Origin of the sequence: Nocardiopsis changdeensis (genome assembly GCF_018316655.1) — a bacterium.
Lineage (GTDB): Bacteria > Actinomycetota > Actinomycetes > Streptosporangiales > Streptosporangiaceae > Nocardiopsis > Nocardiopsis changdeensis.
The window spans coordinates 4,731,219-4,752,639 of record NZ_CP074133.1 but is presented as its reverse complement, the minus strand read 5'-3'; the positions used below and the strand labels follow the sequence as shown (position 1 = coordinate 4,752,639).

Below are 21,421 nucleotides of genomic sequence, written 5' to 3'. Positions count from 1 at the left end.
GAGCGGGCAACGGCCCGCCGCGGGCTGACCGACAGCGGTCACCTTGTGTGTCCGCGGTTTCACGCGGGGTCCGAGCGGGCAACCGCGCCGCCCCCGTGTCCCCGCGGCCCCGCCGATCCGGAGGTGAACGCCGGAGGGCGCCGACCGGAACCCGGTCGGCGCCCTCCACTGTCCTCAGGTCAGGGGCACAGGGCGTTGAGGTCGCTGGCCTCCTCGCCCACCTGGCGGCCCGGGTCGGCCGGGGACGGCTCGTCCAGGCCGGTGTACTCCTGCCACTCGGTGCGGTCGTCGCCGGTGCCCTCCCCGGCACCCTCCTCGCCCGCGGTGGCCGGGTCCGACGGGCTCGGGCCGTCGGAGGGCAGCTCGTCGCCCTCCGGGCCACCGGCCGAGATCGTCTCGGCGACCAGGGCACGGATCGCGTCCCAGTCCGGGTTCGCCGTGTTGACCTGCGGCGGGGAGAGCTGCAGCGTGCTCATCTCGCCGGTGTCGGTCACCAGGTCCGCCAGCTCCACGAACGCGGGCACCTTCGACTGCGGGATGTCCGTGCTCAGCGTCCGCTGCGTGGCGCCGGCCAGCTCCCGGTAGCTGGTGAGGATGGTGGTGGGCTCCACCTGCTCGGTCACGTACTTGATGAGGCAGCCCTGCCGCCCCATCCGGCCGTAGTCGTCGCTGTTCACCCGCGAGCGCCCGTACCAGAGCGCCTCGTGGCCGTCGAGCACCCGCACCCCGGGCTCCAGGACGCCGCCGTGGACGCCGTAGGGGATGGGCTCCTCGATCTTCACCCGGATCCCGCCGATGGCGTCGATGAGGTCCTGGAAGCCCCTCATGTCGACCATCGCGTAGTAGGAGATGTCCAGGTCCAGGTTGTAGCCGATGACGGCCTTGAGGGTGTCGGCCGACGGGTCGGGCACGCGCGGGTTGACCGCCAGCTCGTCGGGCTCCTCGGCGACCGTCTGGTAGACGTCGTTGAGGAGCAGGTCGAACCCGTAGGGCTCGGGGTAGCGCTCGGCCAGCGCACTGCCCTCGGGGAAGTGCACGTTCTCCAGGTTGCGGGGCAGGCCGATCAGCACCGCCTCGCCGGTGTGGGGGTCCAGGCTGGCGACGATCATCGTGTCCGTGCGGACGCCGTACCGGTTGTCCGCCGAGTCCGAGCCGATCAGCAGCACGTTGACCCGGTCGGCCCCGTCCCAGGGGTCGGCGGCGTTGTGCGGGGGCAGGTCCTCCCGCTCGGGGCCGCCGAAGATGTTGTTGAGCGCCTCGTACGCGGTGTACCCGCCGTGCAGGGCCAGCGCCGAGGGCGCCGCCACCGTCAGGCACAGCAGGACCACCACGGCGCCGCTGAGCAGGCGGGCGCCCGTGGTCGCCCCGGGGGGCCGGGTGATGACCCACGAGTGCACGATGACGGTCAGCCACAGCACCGCCACGACGAACACGACGCCCATGGCGGTCATCAGCCAGCTGCTGCGCAGGGCCAGGCTCGCCACGGACGTCAGAGTGCCCGCGTCGGAGCGCCCCAGGCTCAGCGCCCACACCGCCAGGGCCGCGATCCCGGCCAGGTACAGGCCCATGATGACCCCGCCCGCCACCCTGCGGCGCATCCGCAGGTGGGCGATGCCCGGAAGGGGGACCGCGGCGGCGGTCCACAGCAGGGCCCCGGCCGTGCTCGGGCGCGCGGGTGCCCCGTCCTGTTGCTCGTCCTCCGCTGCCACCGACGATTCCTCTCCAGGGGTCGGCCTTCCGGCCCCGTACTCTCCATTGTTCCCCGCCGCCGGACCGTTCGCGGTCATCGGGCACCGCTGCCGAACGGGTCCTCGACTCCCGGCGGGAGCCTCCGGGACGGAACGCGGAGGGCCACGCGCGGGCCCGGGGCGGACCGGGGTCCGCCGTCGGGGCCGGCCGCCTCCGCCACGGGGTGCGGGGTGCCCCCGGGGGTGTCGCGCCGACACGTGTGATCAGTGTGGCGCTTTGTCGGAGTTGTGTGCACGGCTACTCCCTCATTAGGGATGTTCTATACAAGTCTGTTATGTGGCGCAGACGCCGCCGATGGGGCATTGCGCGGACCCTTCCGGCCGTTCAAAGGGGTGAATCAGCCGATTTCTTTCTCGATCGGTAGTGATGGCGGCGCCGTAGCTGCGATGATCTGGCCGCAGGAGGGGGCGCCGTCCGGGGGAAGGGCGGCGTCATGGGAACGAAAGGCACCATTGTGCTCGATGCGGTTGACGCGGCGCTGATGCGCGCGTTGCAGGGGGACGGCAGAGCGACGTTCCAGGCACTGGCCGACGGGGTCGGCCTCTCACGTACGGCGGTGCGCGCCCGCGTGCGCCAGCTGGTCCAGTCGGGGGCGATCAGGATCGTCGGCGTCCTGCACGCCGGTGTGGTGGGCATGGAGGTCCTCGGCCATGTGTCGTTCCGTGTCACGGGACCGGTGGGTCCCTTGCTGGACGCTCTGGGGGAGCGCGAGGCGGTGACCTTCGCCGCGCAGACGGCGGGCAGGTTCCCCGCCGTCGCCCATGTCAGGGTGGCCGATGACGGCGCCCTGACCAAGGAGCTCGCCGAGTTGCGCGCGTTGCCGGGGGTGGACGGCGCGGAGGTGTTCCGGGCCGGGTCGGTGTTCAAGGACGCCCACAGCAGCGTGCGCGAACTGCGCGACGTCGAGTTGGACGCCCTGGACTGGCGACTGGTTCGCAGGCTGCTGCGCGACGGCCGGGCCTCGTACGCGGACCTGGCGCGCCAGGTGGGGCTGTCCCAGGCGGCGGCCCGCTCCCGGGTGGTGCGCCTGCTGGACTCGGGGGTGATCCACGTGACCGCGGTCGTGGAGCCGACGGCGATGGGCGCCAACGAGCAGCTGGGGTTCGGCCTGCGCTGCCGGGGCGACGCCGAGGCGCTGGGGACGGGGCTGGCGAACCTGCCCCGGGTGTCGTTCCTGGCCAGCGGGTTCGGCCGCTACGACGTGGTCGGGACGCTCAGCGCCCCCGACCGCTGCCGCCTGGTGGAGGCGCTGGAGGGCGTCCGCTCGACCTCGGGGGTGTCCCACGTGGAGACGTGGGAGCACCTGTCGGTCCGCAAGGAGCGCCGGGGAGGGGACCGCGAACTGGAGTGGATCCCGGGCTAGGGCCGGCCGGGGGCGGCCGTCGGACGCGCGAAATGTAACCAGCGGTAGCATTTTTACGTGTTTCCGTCCCGTACGCCTTGCATCACGCTTAAGTTACCCGTGAGTATGGAAGGGGTCGGTTCCAACCGGCCGCACCGGGCGCGGGTGTAGTGGGAGGCTGACGTGGCGCTTGCGGACACACTGACGGCTGTGGGGACTGTGGCGTTGGCCAGGTGCGGCGGCCGCCCCTTCGGTACGCACCTCTTCTCCGTCTGGCCCGGGGCGTCGTTCGCGGCGACCGCCTTCCCGGTGCGCTGCACCCCCGGCGACAACCTCGCCATCCACGTGGCCGTCGCCCAGGCCCCGCCTGGGTCGGCCCTGGTCGTCGACGTGTCCGGGGAGTCGGAGTACGGCTACGTCGACGAGATCCTCGCCGTGGCGGCGCGGGCCCGCGGCGTGCGCGGCATCGTCCTGGACGGGTGCGTGCGCGACGTCGCCGCCATCGCCCGCTGCGAGCTGCCCGTGTTCGGCGCGGGGGTCGCGGTGCGCGAGGCCCGCCCCGAGGCCGGCGGCTCGGTCGGCGACCCGATCGCCATGACGGCCGCGGGACCGGTCCCGCTCGCGGTGCGCCGGGGCGACTGGATCGTGGCCGACGACGACGGCGTGGTGTGCCTGCCCCGGGGGCAGGTCAGCGCCATCATCACCGAGACGATGGACAGCATCACCCGCGAACAGGAGATCATCGACGCCGTGTGCGCGGGGGAGAGCACCCTGGACCTGCTCGGCCTGGACCCGTCCCGGGTCAGCGGCTGGGAGGGCGGGGCGGACGCCCGCGGCCGCCGGGCCGGAGCGCGGCCCCGGACCCTGGGTCCCCGCCGCGAGGTCCCGGCCCGCGGCGCCGGGGGCGAGGCGGGCCGGTCGCGGCTGCCCTCCCGGCCCGCGGTGGGCGACTCCTACGGCGACTGAGCCCGCCGGGGCGCGGAGGGCCGCTGCGGCCCGGGACGCCGTCACGTACCGTGCGCACCACCGGCACCACAAAAAACTTCGGCCCCATCGGACGCGGCGCGGCCCCGGTCCCCGGAGGACGTTCCCGGGACCGGGGCCGAGGCGTGCGGAGGCCTCACTCCTCGGTGAGCGACAGCAGCTCGTCGATGTAGCAGGTGGCCTCGCGGACCGCGGCCGCCGGATCGGCGGAGCGGATCGCCTCGGTGAGCTTGGAGTGGTCGATGCCGTCCCCCGAGGGGGTGGGGTCGACGTCCTCCTTCTGGTTCTGCTCGTAGGCGGTGTGCGCGATGCTCGCGTGCACGACCTGCGCGATGTCGTCGTAGAGGTCGATGAGCAGCGTGTTGTGGGTGGCGTTGACGACCGCCCGGTGGAACGCGAAGTCGGCCTCCACGAACGCGCTCATGTTCCGCTCGCGCCAGGTCGCCTCGCGCAGGCCCATGGCCCGGTCGATGTCGGCCATGTCCTCCTCGGTGTGGCGCAGCGCTGCCAGGCGGGCGGCCTCCACCTCCAGGGCGCGGCGCACCTCCAGGTTCTCGCGCAGGCGCGAGCGCTCCAGGCGGCGGCGCAGGGCCCCGCCGAGTTCGCTGGAGGCGCGCACGAACGTGCCCGCCCCCTGGCGGATCTCCAGCAGGCCGGCGTGGGCGAGGGCGCGCACGGCCTCGCGCACCGTGTTGCGTCCCACCTCCAACTGCTCGGACAGCTCCGACTCGGTGGGGATGCGGTCGCCGATGCCCCATTCACCCGAGTCGATCTGCGCTCGTAACTGACTGATGACCTGGTCGACTAGACCGGTCCGGCGTGTCGAGGCGAGGGGCACGCTTTTACCTCCTAGGGGCGGGTCGCCGGATGACAGGGCCAGCGTACGGGTGCGGGTCGGTTAAAGCCGGAGCTTAGACCAGTCCCGTACGGGAATTGGTCTCGGACGGCAATGCGTTATCCTCATGCAGTACATCGGGTCATCCTACGAATATGTGAGCCGCCCTACATGAGTACCCGAGTCGTTCCCCGAAGCAGCGATTTGAACACCACCCCCGACGCCCCAGGCCGCCCCGGCGCCGGGGCGCTCCTCCTCATCGCCGCCGGCATCGCCCTGGCCGCGCTCAACCTGCGCACCGCCATCACCAGTGTGGGCCCCCTCCTCGACGAGGTCACCGCGGGCCTGGGCATGACCGCCGTGGGCGCCGGAGTCCTCACCACCCTCCCCGTGCTGAGCTTCGCCCTCTTCGGCGGGCTCACCCCCGCCCTGTCCCGCCGACTCGGGTCGCACCTGCTCCTGCTGCTGGCCCTGGCCGCCGTCACCGTCGGCCTGGCCGGGCGCGCCCTGGCCGACTCCCCGGCCCTGTTCCTCGTGCTGAGCGTGCTGGCGCTGTCCGGCGGCGCGGTCGGCAACGTGATCCTCCCCGCCCTGGTCAAGCAGCACTTCCCGCACCGCGTCGGGCTGATGACCACCGTGTACACCACCGCCCTGGCCCTGGGCACCACCATCGCCGCGGCCGCCACCGTGCCCATGTACGAGTCGACCGGGCAGTGGCGCGTCGCCCTGGGCTCCTACGCCCTGTTCGGCCTGGTCGCCGCCCTGCCGTGGCTGGTCACCCTGCGCCACCGGCCCGCCCCCGGCGACGGCGCGCGGGCGCTGGGCTTCCGCCGGGTGCTCTCCACCGGCGTCGGGCTCCAGGCGATGCTGTACTTCGGCACCCAGTCCTCGATCGCCTACATCATGTTCGGCTGGTACGCGCAGATGCTGCGCGACGAGGGCATGAGCGCCCAGAGCGCCGGGCTGGCCCTGTCGTACCTGACCCTGCTGGGCATCCCCATGTCCCTGGTGCTGCCCACCCTGCTGACCCGGGTGCGCGACCAGCGGCCGTTCGTGCTGATGTTCGCGGCGGCCTACCTGGTGGGCCTGGCCGGCCTGTGGATCTCGCCGCTGGACGGCGTGTGGGCGTGGACCACCCTGATCGGCATCGGTATGGGCAGCTTCGTCTACGCCCTCACCTCGTTCGCGCTGCGCACCCGCACCGGCGAGGGAACGGCGGCGCTGTCGGCCACCAGCCAGAGCCTGGGCTACCTCATGGGCGGCGCCGGACCCTTCCTGTTCGGCCTGCTGCACGAGCTGACCGGGGGGTGGCACGCGCCGCTGCTGCTGGTCCTGGTGCTGGTCCTGGGCAACATCGCCTCCGGCTGGCTGCTGGGGCGCCCCCGCTACCTGGAGGACGCCCTCGCCGCCCGGGACGACGCCTAGGAGGGCAGCCAGTCCAGGCGGCCGACGAGGTACACCGAGCCGACGAACGCCACGATGTCGATGACGGTGTGTGCCACCACGAGCGGCATCACCCGGCCGTAGCGGTGGTAGAACCAGCCGAAGACCAGGCCCATGACCAGGTTGCCGAAGAACATGCCCACGCCCTGGTACAGGTGGTAGAAGGCCCGCAGCACCGAGCTGGCGACCACCGCCTTCCAGGGCGTCCAGCCCAGCTGCCCCAGCCGGTGCAGTAGGTAGCCGACGACGATGACCTCCTCCAGGATGCCGTTCTTGGCCGCCTGGAGGACGAGCACGGGGACGTCCCACCAGTTGCCCTCCAGGGCGCTGGGGGCGATGGTGACGGTCATGCCCAGCCGCCACGAGACCACGTAGACGGCCAGGCCGCCCGCCCCGATCAGGGCCGCCAGCACGGTGCCCGACCGCAGGTCGAACCAGGGGCGGCGCAGGTCGAACCCGATGGTGCGCATCGACTCCGCGGAGCGGTGCAGCAGGTAGCCGGCCAGCAGCACCGGGGCCAGGCCCACCGCCACCCGGTACAGCTGCCAGGACAGGTCCAGCCACGGCCGCTGGTCGGCCTGGGGGCGGACGAGGCTGGCGGTGTGCTCGGCCAGGGACTCGGGTGCGGTGAGCACCCCGAGGAAGGAGATGACCGCCGACACCGCCGAGGCGCCCAGCGACAGTGCCAGCAGGCACACGATCTCCCAGCGCAGGGTGGTCGCCCCCGGCAGGGCGGGGGCGGTCGGGCGCGCGGTGTCCGGTGTCCGGGCGTCCCCGGCGGCCGGGGTGTCCTCGGGCGGCCGCCGGTCGGAGTGGATCTCGTCTCTCACGCAACGCAATCTACGCGCCCCGCGCGCCTGCTCGCGCTCCGGCGGTGTCCGCAGGTCGCGGCTCCGGTGCACGCCGGACCGCGGCGGACGGCCGCCACGGCCCCCGCGCCCCCGTCCGGCGGGGGCGCGGGGGCGCTCACAGTGACGAGGGGCGCGGGCGCCGGGGGAGCGGGTCAGTCGTCCCCGTCCTGGTCGCCGTCGTCCCCGTCGTTGCCGTCGTCGTTCCCGTCATTGCCGTCATCGCCGTCGTCGTCCCCGCCGCCGCCGTTGCCGCCGTCGCCGCCGTCCTCCTGGCCCTGCTCGGCGTCATCGTCGTCTCCGCCGCCGAGGTCGCAGGCGGTCGCGCCCAGCGTCACGGCGCCGGCCAGGGTCAGGGCGGCCAGCAGCGCGCGCAGCGACGCCCACCACGGGCGCGGGGTGTCGGGAAGTGTCACGGGTCCCTCCGCATCTCCTCCGCCGGGCCGGGGCCGGCCCGTGCGTTGTTCAGCCTAGGGGCGGGGGCCCCGCCGGGCCGGGAACGCGGCCGTGTCCGGCCACCGGTCCCGCGGCCGGGTCCCGGACACGCTCCGGCGGCCGCCTCCAGGGGATGGGAGGCGGCCGCCGACAAGCCGCCGGCCATGCGCGTGTGACACGGAGCGCGCATGGCCGACGGCTAGGGGTGGCGGTCGTCCCGCCCCGCCCCAGCCACGAAAGCGGGGAGGGACGACCGCCGGGGAACGGAAGACCAGGGTCAGTGAGCCGCTGAGAACTGGTCTTCCTCGGTGGAGCCGGTGAGAGCCGTGGTGCTGGCCTCGGGGGAGATGGTCGTGCTGATGGTGTCGAAGTAGCCGGTGCCGACCTCGCGCTGGTGGCGGGTCGCGGTGTAGCCCTCGGCCTCCGCCGCGAACTCGGCCTCCTGCAGCTCGACGTACGAGGTCATCCCGTTCCGGGCGTAGCCCTTGGCCAGGTTGAACATCGAGTAGTTGAGCGAGTGGAAGCCCGCCAGGGTGATGAACTGGAACTTGTAGCCCATGTGGCCCAGCTCGCGCTGGAACTTCGCGATGGTCGCGTCGTCCAGGTGCCGCTTCCAGTTGAAGGACGGCGAGCAGTTGTAGGCCAGCATCTGGTCCGGGTACTCGGCCTTGATGCGCTCGGCGAAGTTGCGGGCGACCTCCAGGTCCGGGGTCGCGGTCTCCATCCAGAGCAGGTCGGAGTGCGGGGCGTAGGCCAGGCCGCGGGCGACGCAGGCGTCGACGCCGTTGCGGAAGCGGTAGAAGCCCTCGGCGGTGCGCTCGCCGGTGACGAAGGGCTGGTCGCGCTCGTCGATGTCGCTGGTGATCAGCGTGGCGGCCTGCGCGTCGGTGCGGGCGATGACCAGCGAGGGGACGCCGGCGACGTCGGCGGCCAGGCGCGCGGCGTTCAGCGTCTTGACGTGCTGGCCCGTGGGGATGAGGACCTTGCCGCCCAGGTGGCCGCACTTCTTCTCGGAGGCCAGCTGGTCCTCCCAGTGCACGCCCGCCGCGCCGGAGGCGATCATGCCGCGCATGAGCTCGTAGGCGTTCAGGACGCCGCCGAAGCCGGCCTCGGCGTCGGCGACGATCGGGGCGAGCCAGTGCGGGGCGCTGTCGTCGCCCTCGGCCCAGGTGATCTGGTCGGCGCGCATCAGGGCGTTGTTGATGCGGCGGACGACGGCCGGGACGGAGTTGGCCGGGTAGAGGCTCTGGTCCGGGTAGGTGTTGCCCGACAGGTTGGCGTCGGCCGCGACCTGCCAGCCGGAGAGGTAGATGGCCTTGAGGCCGGCGCGGACCTGCTGGACCGCCTGGTTGCCGGTGAGGGCGCCGAGGCTGTTGACGTAGTCCTCGGTGTGCAGCAGGTTCCACAGGCGCTCGGCACCGAGGCGGGCCAGCGTGTGCTCCTCGGTGACCGAACCGCGGAGCTTGATCACCTGGTCGGCGGAGTAGGTGCGCTCGATCCCGGCCCACCGGGGGTCGGTCTCCCACTCCCGCTGGAGTGCCGCGCTGGCTTCCTGTCGTCGAGCGCTGGTGCTCATGTGCGTTCCCGCCTTACGTGTAGTCCCCAAGGTGTTCGCACCGGTCGAGGGGAGGCCCTGCCCGGGGCCAGGGGGTGAGCCCTGGGCGGTAAGTTCCCCGCCGGTAACTATGATTCTTGGTGAAGATCCAAGCCTTTTCCACTCGAAATCGGGTGAAGATCGTTGTTTCTTTCCGTACCATGAACCCATGGCGTACTTTGGTGCTGAAGAAATACCGTCTTTGACAGGTGACCTAGATCTCGTCACCTTCGGCCAGCGGCTCCGTCATCTCCGCCGGGCGCGCGGCCTGACCCTCTCCGACCTGGGAGAACGCGTGGGCAGGGCGCCTTCACAGCTCTCCCTGCTGGAGAACGGAAAACGCGAGCCCAAGCTCTCCCTCCTCACGTCCCTCGCCTCCGCCCTCGGCGTCTCCGTCGAGGAACTCCTCTCCAAGCAGCCCCCCAGCCGGCGCGCGCAGCTGGAGATCGCGGTCGAGGAGGCCCAGCGCGACCCCGTCTACCAGACCCTCAACCTCCCCCACCTCAAGGTCGGCAAGCGGGTCCCCAACGACGTGCTCGAGCACATCGTGGGCCTGTACGACGAGCTCAAGCGCCGCAGCGCCAAGCCCACCGCCACCCCCGAGGAGGCCCGCCGGGCCAACGCGGACCTGCGCCGCCAGATGCGCGAGCGCGGCAACTACTTCGAGCACATCGAGAAGGCCGCGGCCGAGACCCTCGACGCCGTCAACTACAGCGCGGGCGCCCTCTCCCAGGGCCAGATCCTCGCCATCGCCACCCACCACGGGTTCAGCCTCCGCTACGTCCAGGACCTGCCCCGCTCGGTGCGCTCCCTCACCGACCACGTCAACCGGCGCATCTACCTCAAGCGCGAGACCACCCTGGGCATGCACAGCCCGCGCACGATCCTGCTGCAGACCCTGGGCCACGTCGTGCTGGGCCACCAGAAGCCCAAGGACTTCGGCGACTTCCTGCGCCAGCGGGTGGAGGCCAACTACTTCGCGGCGGCCGTCCTCATCCCCGAGTCCACCTCGGTCACCTACCTCCAGGAGGCCAAGCACGCCCGCGACCTGTCCGTCGAGGACCTGCGCGACGTCTACTCGGTGTCCTACGAGATGGCGGCGCACCGGTTCACCAACCTCGCGTACCGCCACCTCGACCTGGTCTGCCACTTCATCCGCAACGACGAGACCGGCATCATCTACAAGGCCTACGAGAACGACGGGCTGGTCTTCCCCACCGACGAGACCGGCGCCATCGAGGGCCAGCGCATGTGCCGCCAGTGGTCGGGGCGCCAGGTGTTCGCCTCCCCGGACCGGTACTCGATCTACTACCAGTACACCGACAAGCCCAACGGCACCCACTGGTGCGTGGCGCACGTCGACCCCAGCCGGGAGCGCAACTTCGCGATCACCCTGGGCGTGCCCTACAAGGAGTCGCGCTGGTTCCGGGGGCGGGAGACCACCAACCGCACCAAGTCCAACTGCCCCGGCGGCGAGTGCTGCGTGCGCCCGCCCGCGGAGATGGCCGCCCGCTGGGAGGGCAACGTGTGGCCGTCGGCGCGCGCCCACTCGCACGTCCTGTCGGCGCTGCCCTCGGGCACCTTCCCGGGCGTGGACGAGCACGACGTCTACACGTTCCTGGAGAAGTACGCCCACGAGGACTGACCCCGGGACCGGGCCGCTCCGCCCCGGTACGGACGCGGACGGGCCCGCCCGGAGAACCGGGCGGGCCCTGGTCTGCGCCGAACGGGTCGGCTACAGCTCGACCTCGTTGCCGCCGATGGTCACCACGAGCCGGCCGTCGGAGGCGAAGCTCCAGTCCAGCGACCCGGAGTACTGGGAGCAGCGGGAACCGTTGGAACCGTTCCAGAACTGGTTCGAGCCGTCGGCGTCACCCTCGTAGCGGTCGTTCGAGCCGCCGTCGCACGAGGTGTTGCCCCGGAACACCGACGAACCGCCGTCGAACTGGAAGTTGCGCTCCTCGTTGCCGACGCCCAGGTTGTTCGACACGGTCAGGCTGCCGGGGTTCGAGTTGTAGGTGAACCCGTGCTTGCCGTTGCCGAAGGCGATGCTGTGGGTGATGGTGTGGTCCACGGCGATGTCCGAGCCCCCGAGCTTGAACCCGTTGCGGTCGCCGTTGGAGTGCTGGGAGCCGTCCGAGAGCGAACCGTTCTCCAGCGCCAGGGAGTGCTCGATGGTCACCTCGCCGATGGGCCCGGTGTCCGACTTCGCGTACAGGTCGTACCCGTCGTCGATGTTGTTGTACGCCACCGTGTAGCGGAACACGTTGCCGTCCCCGACGGTGAGCTTGGGGGCGAACCCGTCGGCGTCCTCGCCGTCGGAGTCGGCGTTGTCGTGCGAGACCGAGGTGACGATGAGGTTGTTCGCGGGCCACTCCGACCGGGGAGCCCCGGCGGTGTACCGGGCCAGCTGGAGTCCGCTGTCGCGGTTGAACCGGGTGGTCACCCGCTCGATGACGTTGTCGCTGCCGCCCAGCAGGATGCCGTTGTCGCCGGCGCGCTGGACGATGAGGCCGTTGACGTGCCACCGGTCCCCGCCGATGGCGAGCCCGCGGTTGGCCGGGTCCTCGCTCTGCGCCGAGAAGTCCAGCACCGGGGTCTCGCCGGGGTAGGCGAACAGCTCGTTGCGGTCGCCCGACAGACCGTCGTTCCCCGGCTCGATGTGCACCGTCTCGGAGAAGTCGTAGGTGCCGCCGCGCATGTAGATCGTCCCGCCGGGCTCGATCCGGTCGATCGCCGAGGTGAGCGTCGTCGGGTCGGACTCGGTGCCGGGGGCACCGGCGCTCCCGTCCGGGGCCACGAAGAGCTCGTCGCCCGAGGGCTGGGGGGTCTGGCCGCCGCCGTCGCCGTCACCGTCACCGTCGCCGCCTCCGTCACCGCCGCCGGACGGGGTTCCGGCGTAGGTCTCGAACTCGGCGACGCGGGGGGTGCCGTTCGAACCGGTGATCTCGAAGTCGATCTTGCTCAGCGCCGTCGGGGCGAAGGTGATGACGCCCGCCCCGCTGCCGGTCGCCAGGACGTTGCCGGTGTCGTGGTCGACGACCCGCCACGAGCCGATGGCGCCCTCGGCGCCCGCCGCCTCGCGGATGTTGATCGCGGACACCGTGGTGTCGGCGCCCCACTTGACCGAGATGCGCCCGGTCGAGCCGCTCGGCGACCAGTAGGTGCCCATGTCGCCGTCGATGACGTTCCCGAAGCTGGTGCCGGAGCCCTTGCTGGAGCCGTCGGCGCCGGCGCCGATGCTGAGGTTGGTCCCGTCGGGGGGATCGGTGGGCTCCGGGTCGGTCGGTTCCGGGTCGGTCGGCTCGGGGTCCGTGGGCTCGGGGTCGGTCGGCTCCTGTCCGGCGCACTCGCCGTCCGAGACCCGGTTGCCCTTGCCCGCGCCGGCGATCTCACCGAGCATCGCGGGCACGCAGTCGGCGTCGTCGAGCTCGTAGGAGTAGGGGATGCTCACCGACGTGTTGGACCGCGGGTCGGGTCCGGCGGGGTAGTTCTCGTCGCCCTGGGCGGACCAGGTCACGTTGTCGAAGACGTTGCCGCCGACCTCCCAGGAGCCCCTCTCGTTGGTGTAGAAGGTGCCCAGGACGTCCTTGGAGTCCTCGAAGTAGTTGTTCTCCACCTTCGCGCTCGCCCCGGCCCGGGAGTTGATCCCGGACTCCGCGATGTCGACGTAGTGGTTGTTGTACATGTGCCCGACGCCGCCGCGCAGCAGGGGCGTGCGCGAGTCGATGTTCTCGTACACGTTGTGGTGGTACGTGACGAAGCCGTTGGAGCGGTCGCTCTCGCTGGACCCCACCAGGCCGCCGCGGCCGGAGTTGCGCAGGACGCTGTAGGAGAGGGTGACGTACTTGGTGTCGTTCTTCATGTCGAAGAGGCCGTCGTAGCCCTCCGACTCCCCGCCTGACGCCTCCAGGGTGACGTGGTCGACCCAGACGTTGCGCACGCCCGACTCCATACCGATGGCGTCGCCGCCGTTCGACGTGGGGGAGCCGGACTTCTTGACGTTCCGGACGGTCACGTTCTGGATGATGATGTTGCTGGACCCCCGGATGTGGATGCCCAGCTGGTCGAACACGGCTCCGCTGCCGACGCCCACGATCGTGACGTTGCTGATGTTCTTGAGCTCGATCACGCCGGCGGCCGTCTCGCAGCCGTCGCCCGACACCTTCGAGGTGTTGCCGTGGTTGATGGTCCCCTCGACCTCGATGATGACCGGGGTGGAGGTGTCGGGCCGCTCGCACAGGGCCTCGTGGATCTGGGTGCCGGTCGTGGCGCGAACGGTCTGCCCGCCCGCGCCTCCGGTCGTCCCGCCGTTCTGAGTCGCGTAGCCCGTGGCCTCGCCGGTCTGCGCCGAGGCCAGGGACATCGGCAGGGCCAGGCCGGCGGCGACCATGGCCGTCGCCGCCAGCGTCGATACCAGCCGACGCGTGCTTGTTCGTCTCACCGTTTCCCCTTTCTGGGGGACGAGTGTGGGGTGTGTCTCATTCGAGAGTTAAGGAAAGCGCTTTCCCCGTCAAGGGGGTCAATCGACCTTTTCTGGGAAACCCGGATGACGCGAGTGCGTCGTGCGCCCGTAACCAGCGATTCCGCGGAATTCGACGTGGAATTTAGGATCCGGTACCAAAGAGGACGCGATCGGGGCCGCCCTCCCGTGGTCGTTCGAGGACTCGATTCGATCCCTCCACCAGCCCCCATGGCTCTCGGTGCCGTGGTGCTCACCCCGGTCGGGCAAGGCCGGCCCGTATCTCCGTCGGCTTCCGGGGCCTTCGGGAGGGGATGCGGAAATGCCCGAGTGGTCCGGGTCGAGGGTCCGTTCGAGATGTTTCGGGGGTCCATTCACGGGCCGAATGTAACGGAAAGCGCTATCCCTCGAATCGGCCTCGGGTTCCGGTGGATGAAGCCCGCACGACCTGCGCGTTCGGGGTCAGAGGGGCTCCCTGTTCGGTTGGGCGGTGGAGGTGGACGGGCGCGACGGGTGGTGGATCGGTCGGCTCGGGGCGCGATATAGGCAAGCGCTCTCCAGAGATTCCTTCGGGCGGGGGCCGGTCGGGCTTCGTCGGGGCGCCCGCGCCCGCCCGTTCGCGGGTGCCCGGGTGGCCGTGCGTGCGGGCCTCCGCCGGGGTGGCGGCGTCGGCGCCGGGTGGCGATTGTGCCCGGCCACCCTTGGTGTTACCGTTGGTAACACGAGCTGAACCTCCCCCTCCTCCCCCGGAGGGTCCGACAAAGGATGTAAGCGCATGAGTGAGGCCACCGCGCCCGCCTTCAGCCTGGAACCGAGCGAGGACATCCGCGAGGTCCGGGACTGGGCCCACGGGTTCGCCGCCGACGTCATCCGCCCCGCCGCCGCCGAATGGGACGAGCGGGAGGAGACCCCCTGGCCGATCATCCAGGAGGCCGCCAAGATCGGCCTCTACTCCCTCGACTTCTTCGCCAACCAGTGGCTGGAGCCCAGCGGCCTGGGCATCCCGGTCGCCTTCGAGGAGCTGTACTGGGGCGACCCGGGCATCGCGCTGGCCATCACCGGTACCGGCCTGGCCGCCGTCTCCGTCGCCGCCAACGGCACCCAGGAGCAGATCTTCGAGTGGACGCCGCAGATGTTCGGCACCGCCGACGACATCAAGCTCGCCGCGTTCTGCTCCTCCGAGCCCGACGCGGGCAGTGACGTCTCCGCCATCAGGACCCGCGCCGTCTACGACGAGGCCAAGGACGAGTGGGTCCTCAACGGCACCAAGACGTGGGCCACCAACGGCGGCATCGCCGACATCCACGTGGTCGTCGCCTCCGTCGACCCCGAACTGGGCTCGCGCGGGCAGGCCACCTTCATCGTCCCGCCGAACACCCCCGGCCTGAGCCAGGGGCAGAAGTTCGCCAAGCACGGCATCCGCGCCTCCCACACCGCCGAGGTGGTCCTGGACGACGTGCGCATCCCCGGCGCCTGCCTGCTGGGCGGCAAGGAGAAGCTCGACGAGCGCATCGCCCGCGCCCGTGAGGGGCGGCGCTCCAAGGGCCAGGCCGCGATGAAGACCTTCGAGGCCTCCCGGCCCACCGTCGGCGCCATGGCCGTGGGCTGCGCCCGCGCCGCCTACGAGTACGCCCTGGAGTACGCCACCCAGCGCGAGCAGTTCGGCAGGCCCATCGGCGAGAACCAGGGCGTGGCCTTCCTGCTCGCCGAGATGGCCACCCGCATCGACGCCGCCCGCCTGCTGGTGTGGCGCGCCGCCTGGATGGCCCGCAACGGCAAGGACTTCGACAACGCGCAGGGCTCCATGAGCAAGCTCTACGCCAGCGAGACCGCGACCTTCGTGACCCAGAACGCGGTGCGCATCCTGGGCGGCAACGGCTACACGCGGGAGTACCCCGTGGAGCGTTGGCACCGCGACGCCACGATTTTTACCATCTTCGAGGGCGCCAGCGAGATCCAGAAGCTCATCATCGGCCGCGCGGTCACCGGTCTGCCCGTGCGCTGACGTCCGCGCCGGTCAGGGGGTTCCGGCCGCGCGGGGCCGGTTCCCGCCGCCGCGGCCGCGAGCCGCGCCGCCGTCCCGTGGGACGGCGGCGCCCGCCCGGCGGGGCGCTCCGACGGGGACCCCGGTCCCCGGCCCCGCCGGGCCGTACGGCCCCGGGGCGGGTGCGGCGGGTTTCCCTGTCGCCGCACCCGCCCCGGGGCCCGTCCGCGCGGTGCCCGCCCTCCCGCGTACGGCGCCCCGCTCCGCCCGGCCCGCCGCCTCCGCCCCTCCGGGACGGGGACCGCCCGGGGCCGCGTCCGGGGCAGAGGGCCTTCGCCGCTTCGTGCCCGGGGCGCGGATGTGCCAGGATTCCGGGTATGCCCGGCACCGCACCCCCCGCCGACCCGCGCCCCGCGTCCGCTCTGGCCGTACTCGGCGCGCTCCTGGACCGCTCCCTGGTGCAGATCGAGGACGCCACCGCGGACGCCCGGTTCCACGACCGGGAGACCGTCCGCGCCGCCGCGGATGTCTGGGACGACAACACCCGAGCCCTCTTCGTCTCCGCCCTGGGCCGCACCCGCCGCGCCCGGGACCGGCGCGCCCGCCGGGCCCTGCGGTGGATGGCCGACCTCGGCCCCGCACGCCGGGCCTGGATGGCGGCGAGCGCCGCCGAGGCCGGGTACGACATCGGCGCATTGGTACCGCCCGCGCGGACCTCCGGCGACCCGGGCCCCGCGGCCGCCCCGGTGACCGGCGGCGTCGCCGAAGGGCTGGCCGCCGACCACCGCCTGGACACGGCCACCGTCAGCACGTTCTCGGTGGAGCGGCGGGGCACCCGGCTGACCGCCCGGGTCGTCCTCACGGCGGAGCGCGCCCGCCCCGGGCCGGAGGAGGGCGAGGGGACGGCCGACCTGGTCGTGCGCCTGCCCGAGGTGGACGAGGTCCGCTTCGACACCCGCGACGTTCCCGGCGCCCGCCTGTCCTGCGACCACTACGGGGTCACGGTCGCCTTCGGCGACGGCCTGCTGCGCGGGCCCGCCGCCACGGTGGAGGTCCGCAGGGAGGCCCGGGGTCCGGGGCTGCCGGCGGCCACCCGGAGCTGGTCGCCCCCGCCCCGGCCCTCTCCCGAACCCGCCCGAAGACGGGACCGGGGCCGCGAGGCGCGTCCCCTCACGGGGGAGGTCTCCGGGCCCGCCGCCCGGGCCGTCTGCCATCTGCTGGTCTGGACGATGATCAGGATCCGCTCGTCCGGCGGCCATCCCGGCCGGAGCACGACCCCGGTGCCCGCGCTGTGCCGGGCCCTGGCCGGCGCGGGCGCGGACATCGCCGCGGCCGCGGCGCACTTCACCCCGGGGCGGCGCGAACGGGCCTTCCGCGACCTGGCCCTGGCCTGGGTCCGCCGCGGCGGACCCGAGACGGCCGCCCACTTCGACCGGGCGCTGGACGCGGTGTCCCGCTCCTCGGGCATCGACGAGCTGGAGGCGGCCCGGCGGCTCGCCCGCGAACTGCGCGGGCGGGACAGCGCCCCGGAGCCGCGGACCGCTCCGAGTCGGGACCTCGACGTGCCCTCCGCCGCCGCCCTGCGCCTGGTCTCCTACACCGCCGGGCGGTCGTGGGAGGAAGGCGCCCTGAAGCCCGACGCCACCGTCCACCTGGCGGCCCCCGCCGACCCCGCCGACCCGGGGGAGCCCTGGCGGCTGCGGGTCCTCACCGCCCGCGCGCCCGACCGCGTGCGGGTGTCCACCCCGGCGTTCCGCGGCACCCTGCGGCCGCGCACCATCGACGACCACGACGGCCGCGCCACCCTGGTCGCGGCGGACGGGGCCCTGGAGGTCCGGGGCAGCTGGCACTGAGCACCGGCCGGCGCTCCGCCGGGGGACCCGCCCTAGGCTTGCGGCGGACCGCCGACCCGGCTCCGCGAGGAGGGAACCGCGTGCACGCCGCACTGACCGTCGCGCTCGACCACCGGCCCGTGCCGGGGGAGGACCTCCTGAGCGGTCTGGAGGCCGCCCTGGAGCCGGTGCTCGCCCCCTTCGACATGGAACTCGAAGTCCCCCCGTACCGCGACTACGAGTACGAGGACTGGGAGGAGGAGTACCGCTGGGCGGTGGAGTACTTCACCGCGCACCCCGACCGGCGTCCGGACCCCTTCGACCCGAACGACCGCCTCTCGCTGCTCAGCGCCCTCCTGTACACGCCGGTGCACCGGGATCCGGCCGACGGCCGCCTCTACGCCGTGACCACCGACAACCCCCGCGCGCAGTGGGACTACTGGTCGATCGGCGGCAGGTACCCGGGCATGCTCCCGGTGTCCGACCCCGATGACCCCCGGGTGCTGCCCGGCCGGGCGGGGCCCCGGGAGGAGCACGGGCCCTGGCCGGCCACCGGCGCCCCCGTGCGGCTGCTCGCCCTCGGGGAGCAGCGCGCGCGGAAGGCCGCCCGGGCGGCCCGGGACTGGGACCGGGCCCACCGCATCCTGACGGAGCACCCGTTCCCCGTGCGGCTGAGGGAGCTGGTCGCGGGGGCGAAGGGAGAGGAGCGGCAGCGGGCCCGCGCCCGCTACTTCGCCCAGCCCGCGGTGCGCGGGCTGATCGACGCCGGGCTGGCGGGCGATCTGGACTGCTCCATCGATGTGTACGACCGCCCCCGGGAGGAGTACGTCGCCGACGCCCGCGACGGGGTCGGCCTCGGCTTCGCCTTCCTGGACCTGGACGGCACCTGGTACGACCCCGACTCCCAGGCCGGGGTGCGGGCGCCGATCACCCACGGGAACCGGATCGACCGCCGCCGAGCCCACCTGGACCGGGTGGTGCCGCTGCTGGACGCGCTGCCCGGCGACGCCTACGTGGTCACCGTGGACTACCACTCCTGACCGGGGCCGCCGCGGTGTCCGTGATGCCGGCGGTGTCCGCGACATCCGCGGCGTCCAGGGCGTTCGTGATGTCGGCGGCGTTCGCAGCGTCCACGGCGTTCGGGACCGCACGGCCGCCGTTCCCGAGGGGGACGGCGGGACCGCCCTGTCGGGGCCGCGCGGAACGAGGCGTTCAGGGCCGGGGTGCGAGCAGCCGGTGTGCTGCGTCCGCGGCCGCCTCCTCCGCTTCGGCCGGGACCTCCCCGCCCTCGGTCAGATGCCGGCGCACCAGGGCCAGGGGCAGGTCCACCACCGCCGTCCGCACCCGCTCCAGGGCCGCGCCGACCGGTTCCCCGGGCGCGCGCAGCCGTTCGGCGACCTCCGCGAACGCTGTTCCCAGCCGGGCGTTCCCCCCGTCCCGCCGCTCCCGCTCGGCGGGCGGCCACCGCTCCGCCTCGAAGTCGGCGTCCGAGTACAGCAGGACGCGTGCCCGGTCCGGGGCGGCCCGGCTCCAGGCCGGCACGTGCCGGGCCGCGCCTACGGCCGCCGCCAGCGGGTCCCGTGCGGCCAGGGCGGCGAAGCAGCCCTCCTGGAAGTCGGCCAGGGCGGCCAGCCGGACGGCCGCCAGCAGCGCGGGCCGACCCGGGAACCGGTGGTAGACCGAACCGCTGGGCGCCCCCGCCTCCCGGGCCACGGCCGCCATCGTCACCGCCCCGGGCCCGCCCCGGGCCGCCAGGGCGGTGGCGGCCGCCACCAGGACGTCGGAATCGAAGCGCGCGGGTCTTCCCATAGGGGCGACTGTATGCTCCACTTGGTTTTAGAGACACCTCTCTAAAACAAGGAGTCCGCTCCCATGCGTGTCCGCAACCTGCACCTGCGCCACCTCGCGGCATCCCCCGACCGGGTCGGCGCCCTGCTCGACGGCCTGGCCTCGGCCGCCGACCCCCTCTGGCCCGCCGACCGCTGGCCCGCCCTGGTACTGGACCGCCCCCTGGAGGTCGGGGCGGCGGGCGGGCACGGCCCCGTCCGCTACACCGTCGCCGCCTACACCCCGGGGCGGCACGTGCGGTTCCGCTTCACGGCCCCGCGCGGGTTCGACGGGTTCCACGAGTTCACCGTCGAACCCGGGGAGGACGGCACCGTGCTGCGCCACCTGCTGGTCATCCGGGCGCACGGCCCGGCCCTGCTCACCTGGCCGCTGGTGTTCGGGCCCCTGCACGACGCCCTGCTGGAGGACTGCCTGGACCGCGCCGAGCGCGCCCTCACCGGCACCGTCCGCGCCCCCGCCCGGTGGAGCCCGTACGTCCGGCTGCTGCGCGCGGCGGCCGTGCGCGCCGGCCGGCGGCGCGACAATCCCCTGGGCGCCCGGGCGGCCCGTCCCTAAGATGGGCGGCGGCGCGCCATCCACACCCCCTCAGGAGACCCGTGTCCCACCTTCCCCTGCTGTTCCTGGACGTCGACGGCCCCCTCAACCCGTTCCGGGCACCGGGCGAACGCCGCCCCGACGGCTACACCACCCACCGCCTGCGCCCCCGGGGCTGGGAGGACGCCCCCAAGCCCCTGCGCGTGTGGCTGCGGCCCGACCACGGCGAGTACCTGCTCGCCCTTCCCTACACCCTGGTCTGGGCCACCACCTGGGAGTACGACGCCAACACGATGATCGGCCCCGTCATCGGCCTGCCCGAGCTGCCGGTGGTCGAGCTGCCGCACTGGTCCGACGCCACCGACGGGCTCTGCTTCAAGACCGCGACCCTGGTCGAGTACGCCGACGGGCGGCCCTTCGCCTGGGTCGACGACATGATCACCGACCGGGACGTCGACTGGGTGCACCGCCGCCACCCGTCCTCGGCCCTGCTGCACCGGGTGGACCCGCGGATCGGGCTGCTCGACGCCGACTTCCGGAGCCTGGAGGAGTGGCCGCCGGCCCGCCTGGCCGCCGCCCTCCCCGAGGACGACTGACCCCCGCGGGGGCGGCGACCGCCGGCGCCCTTCCCCCGCCCCCGGGCGGCCGGTGCCCTACGAACGGGCCCCGGCGTCCTGGCGGCGGGAAACGTCCCACCTCTACCCTGGGGCCATGCACGCGACCACGGGCAACGACGCCCCCACCATCACCATCCCCACCACGCACAACGGCCCCGACGGCTCCGGCAACGGCGGCTACAGCGCCGGACTGCTGGCCGCCCGCCTGACCGCCGTCGGCGGCCCGGCCGTGCAGGTCACCCTGCGGGTCCCGCCGCCCCTGGGCCGACCGCTGGCCGTCGAGGAGGAGGACGGAGCGCCCGTGCGGCTCGTCGACCCCGAGGCCGCCGATGCCAAGGCCCGGCTCGTCGCCGAGGCCGAGACCGTCACCGCCCCCGACACCCCCGCGGTCCCCGGCGAACCCGTCGACCCGGCCGCCGCCCGGGAGGCCGAGGGCCGCTACGCGGGCCTGGACCGGCACCCCTTCCCCCGCTGCTACAGCTGCGGAACCGAGCGCGCCGAGGGCGAGGGCCTGCGCCTGTTCGCCGGACAGGTCCGCGCGGGCCACGGCCCCGACGGGATCGGCAACACCGTCGCCTGCACCTGGACCCCGCACCCCTCCCTGGACGACGGCACCGGCGCCGTCGGCCTGCCCGACGTGTGGGCCGCCCTGGACTGCCCCGGCGGCTGGTCCAGCGACGTCGCCGGCCGCCCCGCCGTCCTGGGCCGCATCACCGTCCAGGTCCTGAGCGCCCCCCGGATCGGCCGGACGCACGTGGTCGCCGGACACCTGGACTCCGTCGACGGCCGCAAGATCCGCACCGGCAGCGCCCTGTACGACGCCGACGGGCTGCTCCTCGGCCAGGCGTGGGCCACTTGGATCGCCCTGCGCGGCTGACCCCGGGCCCGCCGCGCCGGGGACGGACCCCGCGAAC

General features: G+C 73.2%; 17 protein-coding genes. 10 read left to right on the top strand and 7 right to left on the bottom strand.

What is annotated here, in order from left to right; all coding sequences use genetic code 11:
* Window positions 1-179 precede the first annotated feature (179 nt).
* On the bottom strand, window positions 180-1,709 hold the full coding sequence (locus tag KGD84_RS21610; RefSeq protein ID WP_220562198.1) for an LCP family protein: 1,530 nt from the start codon (window positions 1,707-1,709) through the stop codon (window positions 180-182).
* A 494-nt stretch (window positions 1,710-2,203) separates the two neighbouring features.
* Between KGD84_RS21610 and KGD84_RS21605 the strand changes: the two genes are divergently transcribed.
* Window positions 2,204-3,112 (top strand): Lrp/AsnC family transcriptional regulator, encoded by a 909-nt coding sequence (locus KGD84_RS21605; RefSeq protein WP_220562197.1) that lies wholly within the window; start codon window positions 2,204-2,206, stop codon window positions 3,110-3,112.
* Window positions 3,113-3,301: 189 nt separating this feature from the next.
* Window positions 3,302-4,057, top strand: coding sequence for an RraA family protein (locus KGD84_RS21600; protein WP_220562196.1), 756 nt, complete (start codon window positions 3,302-3,304; stop codon window positions 4,055-4,057).
* Window positions 4,058-4,211: 154 nt separating this feature from the next.
* Here KGD84_RS21600 and KGD84_RS21595 read toward each other — a convergent pair whose 3' ends face one another.
* Window positions 4,212-4,913, bottom strand: coding sequence for a FadR/GntR family transcriptional regulator (locus KGD84_RS21595; RefSeq protein WP_220562195.1), 702 nt, complete (start codon window positions 4,911-4,913; stop codon window positions 4,212-4,214).
* A gap of 168 nt (window positions 4,914-5,081) precedes the next feature.
* On the opposite strand from KGD84_RS21595, the gene KGD84_RS21590 reads away from it, so the two are divergent.
* Complete coding sequence (locus KGD84_RS21590; protein WP_220562194.1) at window positions 5,082-6,335, top strand: CynX/NimT family MFS transporter; 1,254 nt, start codon at window positions 5,082-5,084, stop codon at window positions 6,333-6,335.
* Here the strand turns inward: KGD84_RS21590 and KGD84_RS21585 are convergent.
* The 3 genes from KGD84_RS21585 to aceA form a co-directional block, all read right to left on the bottom strand.
* Window positions 6,332-7,183: a CPBP family intramembrane glutamic endopeptidase gene (locus tag KGD84_RS21585; protein WP_370634557.1), complete on the bottom strand. Its 852-nt coding sequence runs from the start codon at window positions 7,181-7,183 to the stop codon at window positions 6,332-6,334. The genes KGD84_RS21590 and KGD84_RS21585 overlap by 4 nt on opposite strands.
* 173 nt (window positions 7,184-7,356) lie before the next feature.
* The gene (locus KGD84_RS21580) at window positions 7,357-7,617 is read right to left on the bottom strand and encodes a hypothetical protein (protein WP_220562193.1); all 261 of its coding nucleotides are present in this window, start codon (window positions 7,615-7,617) and stop codon (window positions 7,357-7,359) included.
* A gap of 296 nt (window positions 7,618-7,913) precedes the next feature.
* A complete protein-coding gene (gene aceA, locus KGD84_RS21575; RefSeq protein WP_220562192.1) occupies window positions 7,914-9,212 on the bottom strand; it encodes an isocitrate lyase in 1,299 nt (432 codons plus the stop codon).
* Between the two features lie 220 nt (window positions 9,213-9,432).
* Here aceA and KGD84_RS21570 point away from each other — a divergent pair, with 220 nt between their 5' ends.
* Window positions 9,433-10,875 (top strand): helix-turn-helix domain-containing protein, encoded by a 1,443-nt coding sequence (locus KGD84_RS21570; protein ID WP_220562191.1) that lies wholly within the window; start codon window positions 9,433-9,435, stop codon window positions 10,873-10,875.
* Window positions 10,876-10,965: 90 nt separating this feature from the next.
* Here KGD84_RS21570 and KGD84_RS21565 read toward each other — a convergent pair whose 3' ends face one another.
* On the bottom strand, window positions 10,966-13,674 hold the full coding sequence (locus tag KGD84_RS21565; RefSeq protein ID WP_420910368.1) for a pectate lyase family protein: 2,709 nt from the start codon (window positions 13,672-13,674) through the stop codon (window positions 10,966-10,968).
* A 793-nt stretch (window positions 13,675-14,467) separates the two neighbouring features.
* Between KGD84_RS21565 and KGD84_RS21560 the strand changes: the two genes are divergently transcribed.
* From KGD84_RS21560 to KGD84_RS21550, 3 genes are all read left to right on the top strand, one after another.
* On the top strand, window positions 14,468-15,697 hold the full coding sequence (locus KGD84_RS21560; RefSeq protein WP_220562190.1) for an acyl-CoA dehydrogenase family protein: 1,230 nt from the start codon (window positions 14,468-14,470) through the stop codon (window positions 15,695-15,697).
* A gap of 356 nt (window positions 15,698-16,053) precedes the next feature.
* Entirely contained in the window at window positions 16,054-17,529 is a 1,476-nt protein-coding gene (locus tag KGD84_RS21555) for a hypothetical protein (protein WP_220562189.1), read from the top strand.
* Window positions 17,530-17,609: 80 nt separating this feature from the next.
* Window positions 17,610-18,548: a hypothetical protein gene (locus tag KGD84_RS21550; RefSeq protein ID WP_220562188.1), complete on the top strand. Its 939-nt coding sequence runs from the start codon at window positions 17,610-17,612 to the stop codon at window positions 18,546-18,548.
* 172 nt (window positions 18,549-18,720) lie between these two features.
* Here KGD84_RS21550 and KGD84_RS33615 read toward each other — a convergent pair whose 3' ends face one another.
* Window positions 18,721-19,317 carry a TetR/AcrR family transcriptional regulator gene (locus KGD84_RS33615; RefSeq protein WP_220562187.1) on the bottom strand — a complete coding sequence of 199 codons (597 nt, stop codon included), beginning with the start codon at window positions 19,315-19,317 and terminating at the stop codon, window positions 18,721-18,723.
* A 63-nt stretch (window positions 19,318-19,380) separates the two neighbouring features.
* On the opposite strand from KGD84_RS33615, the gene KGD84_RS21540 reads away from it, so the two are divergent.
* From KGD84_RS21540 to KGD84_RS21530, 3 genes are all read left to right on the top strand, one after another.
* On the top strand, window positions 19,381-19,911 hold the full coding sequence (locus KGD84_RS21540; protein ID WP_220562186.1) for an SRPBCC family protein: 531 nt from the start codon (window positions 19,381-19,383) through the stop codon (window positions 19,909-19,911).
* A 41-nt stretch (window positions 19,912-19,952) separates the two neighbouring features.
* Complete coding sequence (locus KGD84_RS21535; RefSeq protein WP_255646730.1) at window positions 19,953-20,486, top strand: HAD domain-containing protein; 534 nt, start codon at window positions 19,953-19,955, stop codon at window positions 20,484-20,486.
* 115 nt (window positions 20,487-20,601) lie between these two features.
* Window positions 20,602-21,384: a hypothetical protein gene (locus KGD84_RS21530; protein ID WP_220562185.1), complete on the top strand. Its 783-nt coding sequence runs from the start codon at window positions 20,602-20,604 to the stop codon at window positions 21,382-21,384.
* Window positions 21,385-21,421 lie beyond the last annotated feature (37 nt).

Bases quoted from the DNA above. Each gene is read 5' to 3' on its own strand.
- KGD84_RS21590 (WP_220562194.1), top strand. From the start codon at position 5,082: ATGAGTACCCGAGTCGTTCCCCGAAGCAGCGATTTGAACACCACCCCC.
- aceA (WP_220562192.1), bottom strand. From the start codon at position 9,212: ATGAGCACCAGCGCTCGACGACAGGAAGCCAGCGCGGCACTCCAGCGG.
- KGD84_RS21560 (WP_220562190.1), top strand. From the start codon at position 14,468: ATGAGTGAGGCCACCGCGCCCGCCTTCAGCCTGGAACCGAGCGAGGAC.
- KGD84_RS21555 (WP_220562189.1), top strand. From the start codon at position 16,054: ATGCCCGGCACCGCACCCCCCGCCGACCCGCGCCCCGCGTCCGCTCTG.
- KGD84_RS33615 (WP_220562187.1), bottom strand. From the start codon at position 19,317: ATGGGAAGACCCGCGCGCTTCGATTCCGACGTCCTGGTGGCGGCCGCC.
- KGD84_RS21540 (WP_220562186.1), top strand. From the start codon at position 19,381: ATGCGTGTCCGCAACCTGCACCTGCGCCACCTCGCGGCATCCCCCGAC.
- KGD84_RS21530 (WP_220562185.1), top strand. From the start codon at position 20,602: ATGCACGCGACCACGGGCAACGACGCCCCCACCATCACCATCCCCACC.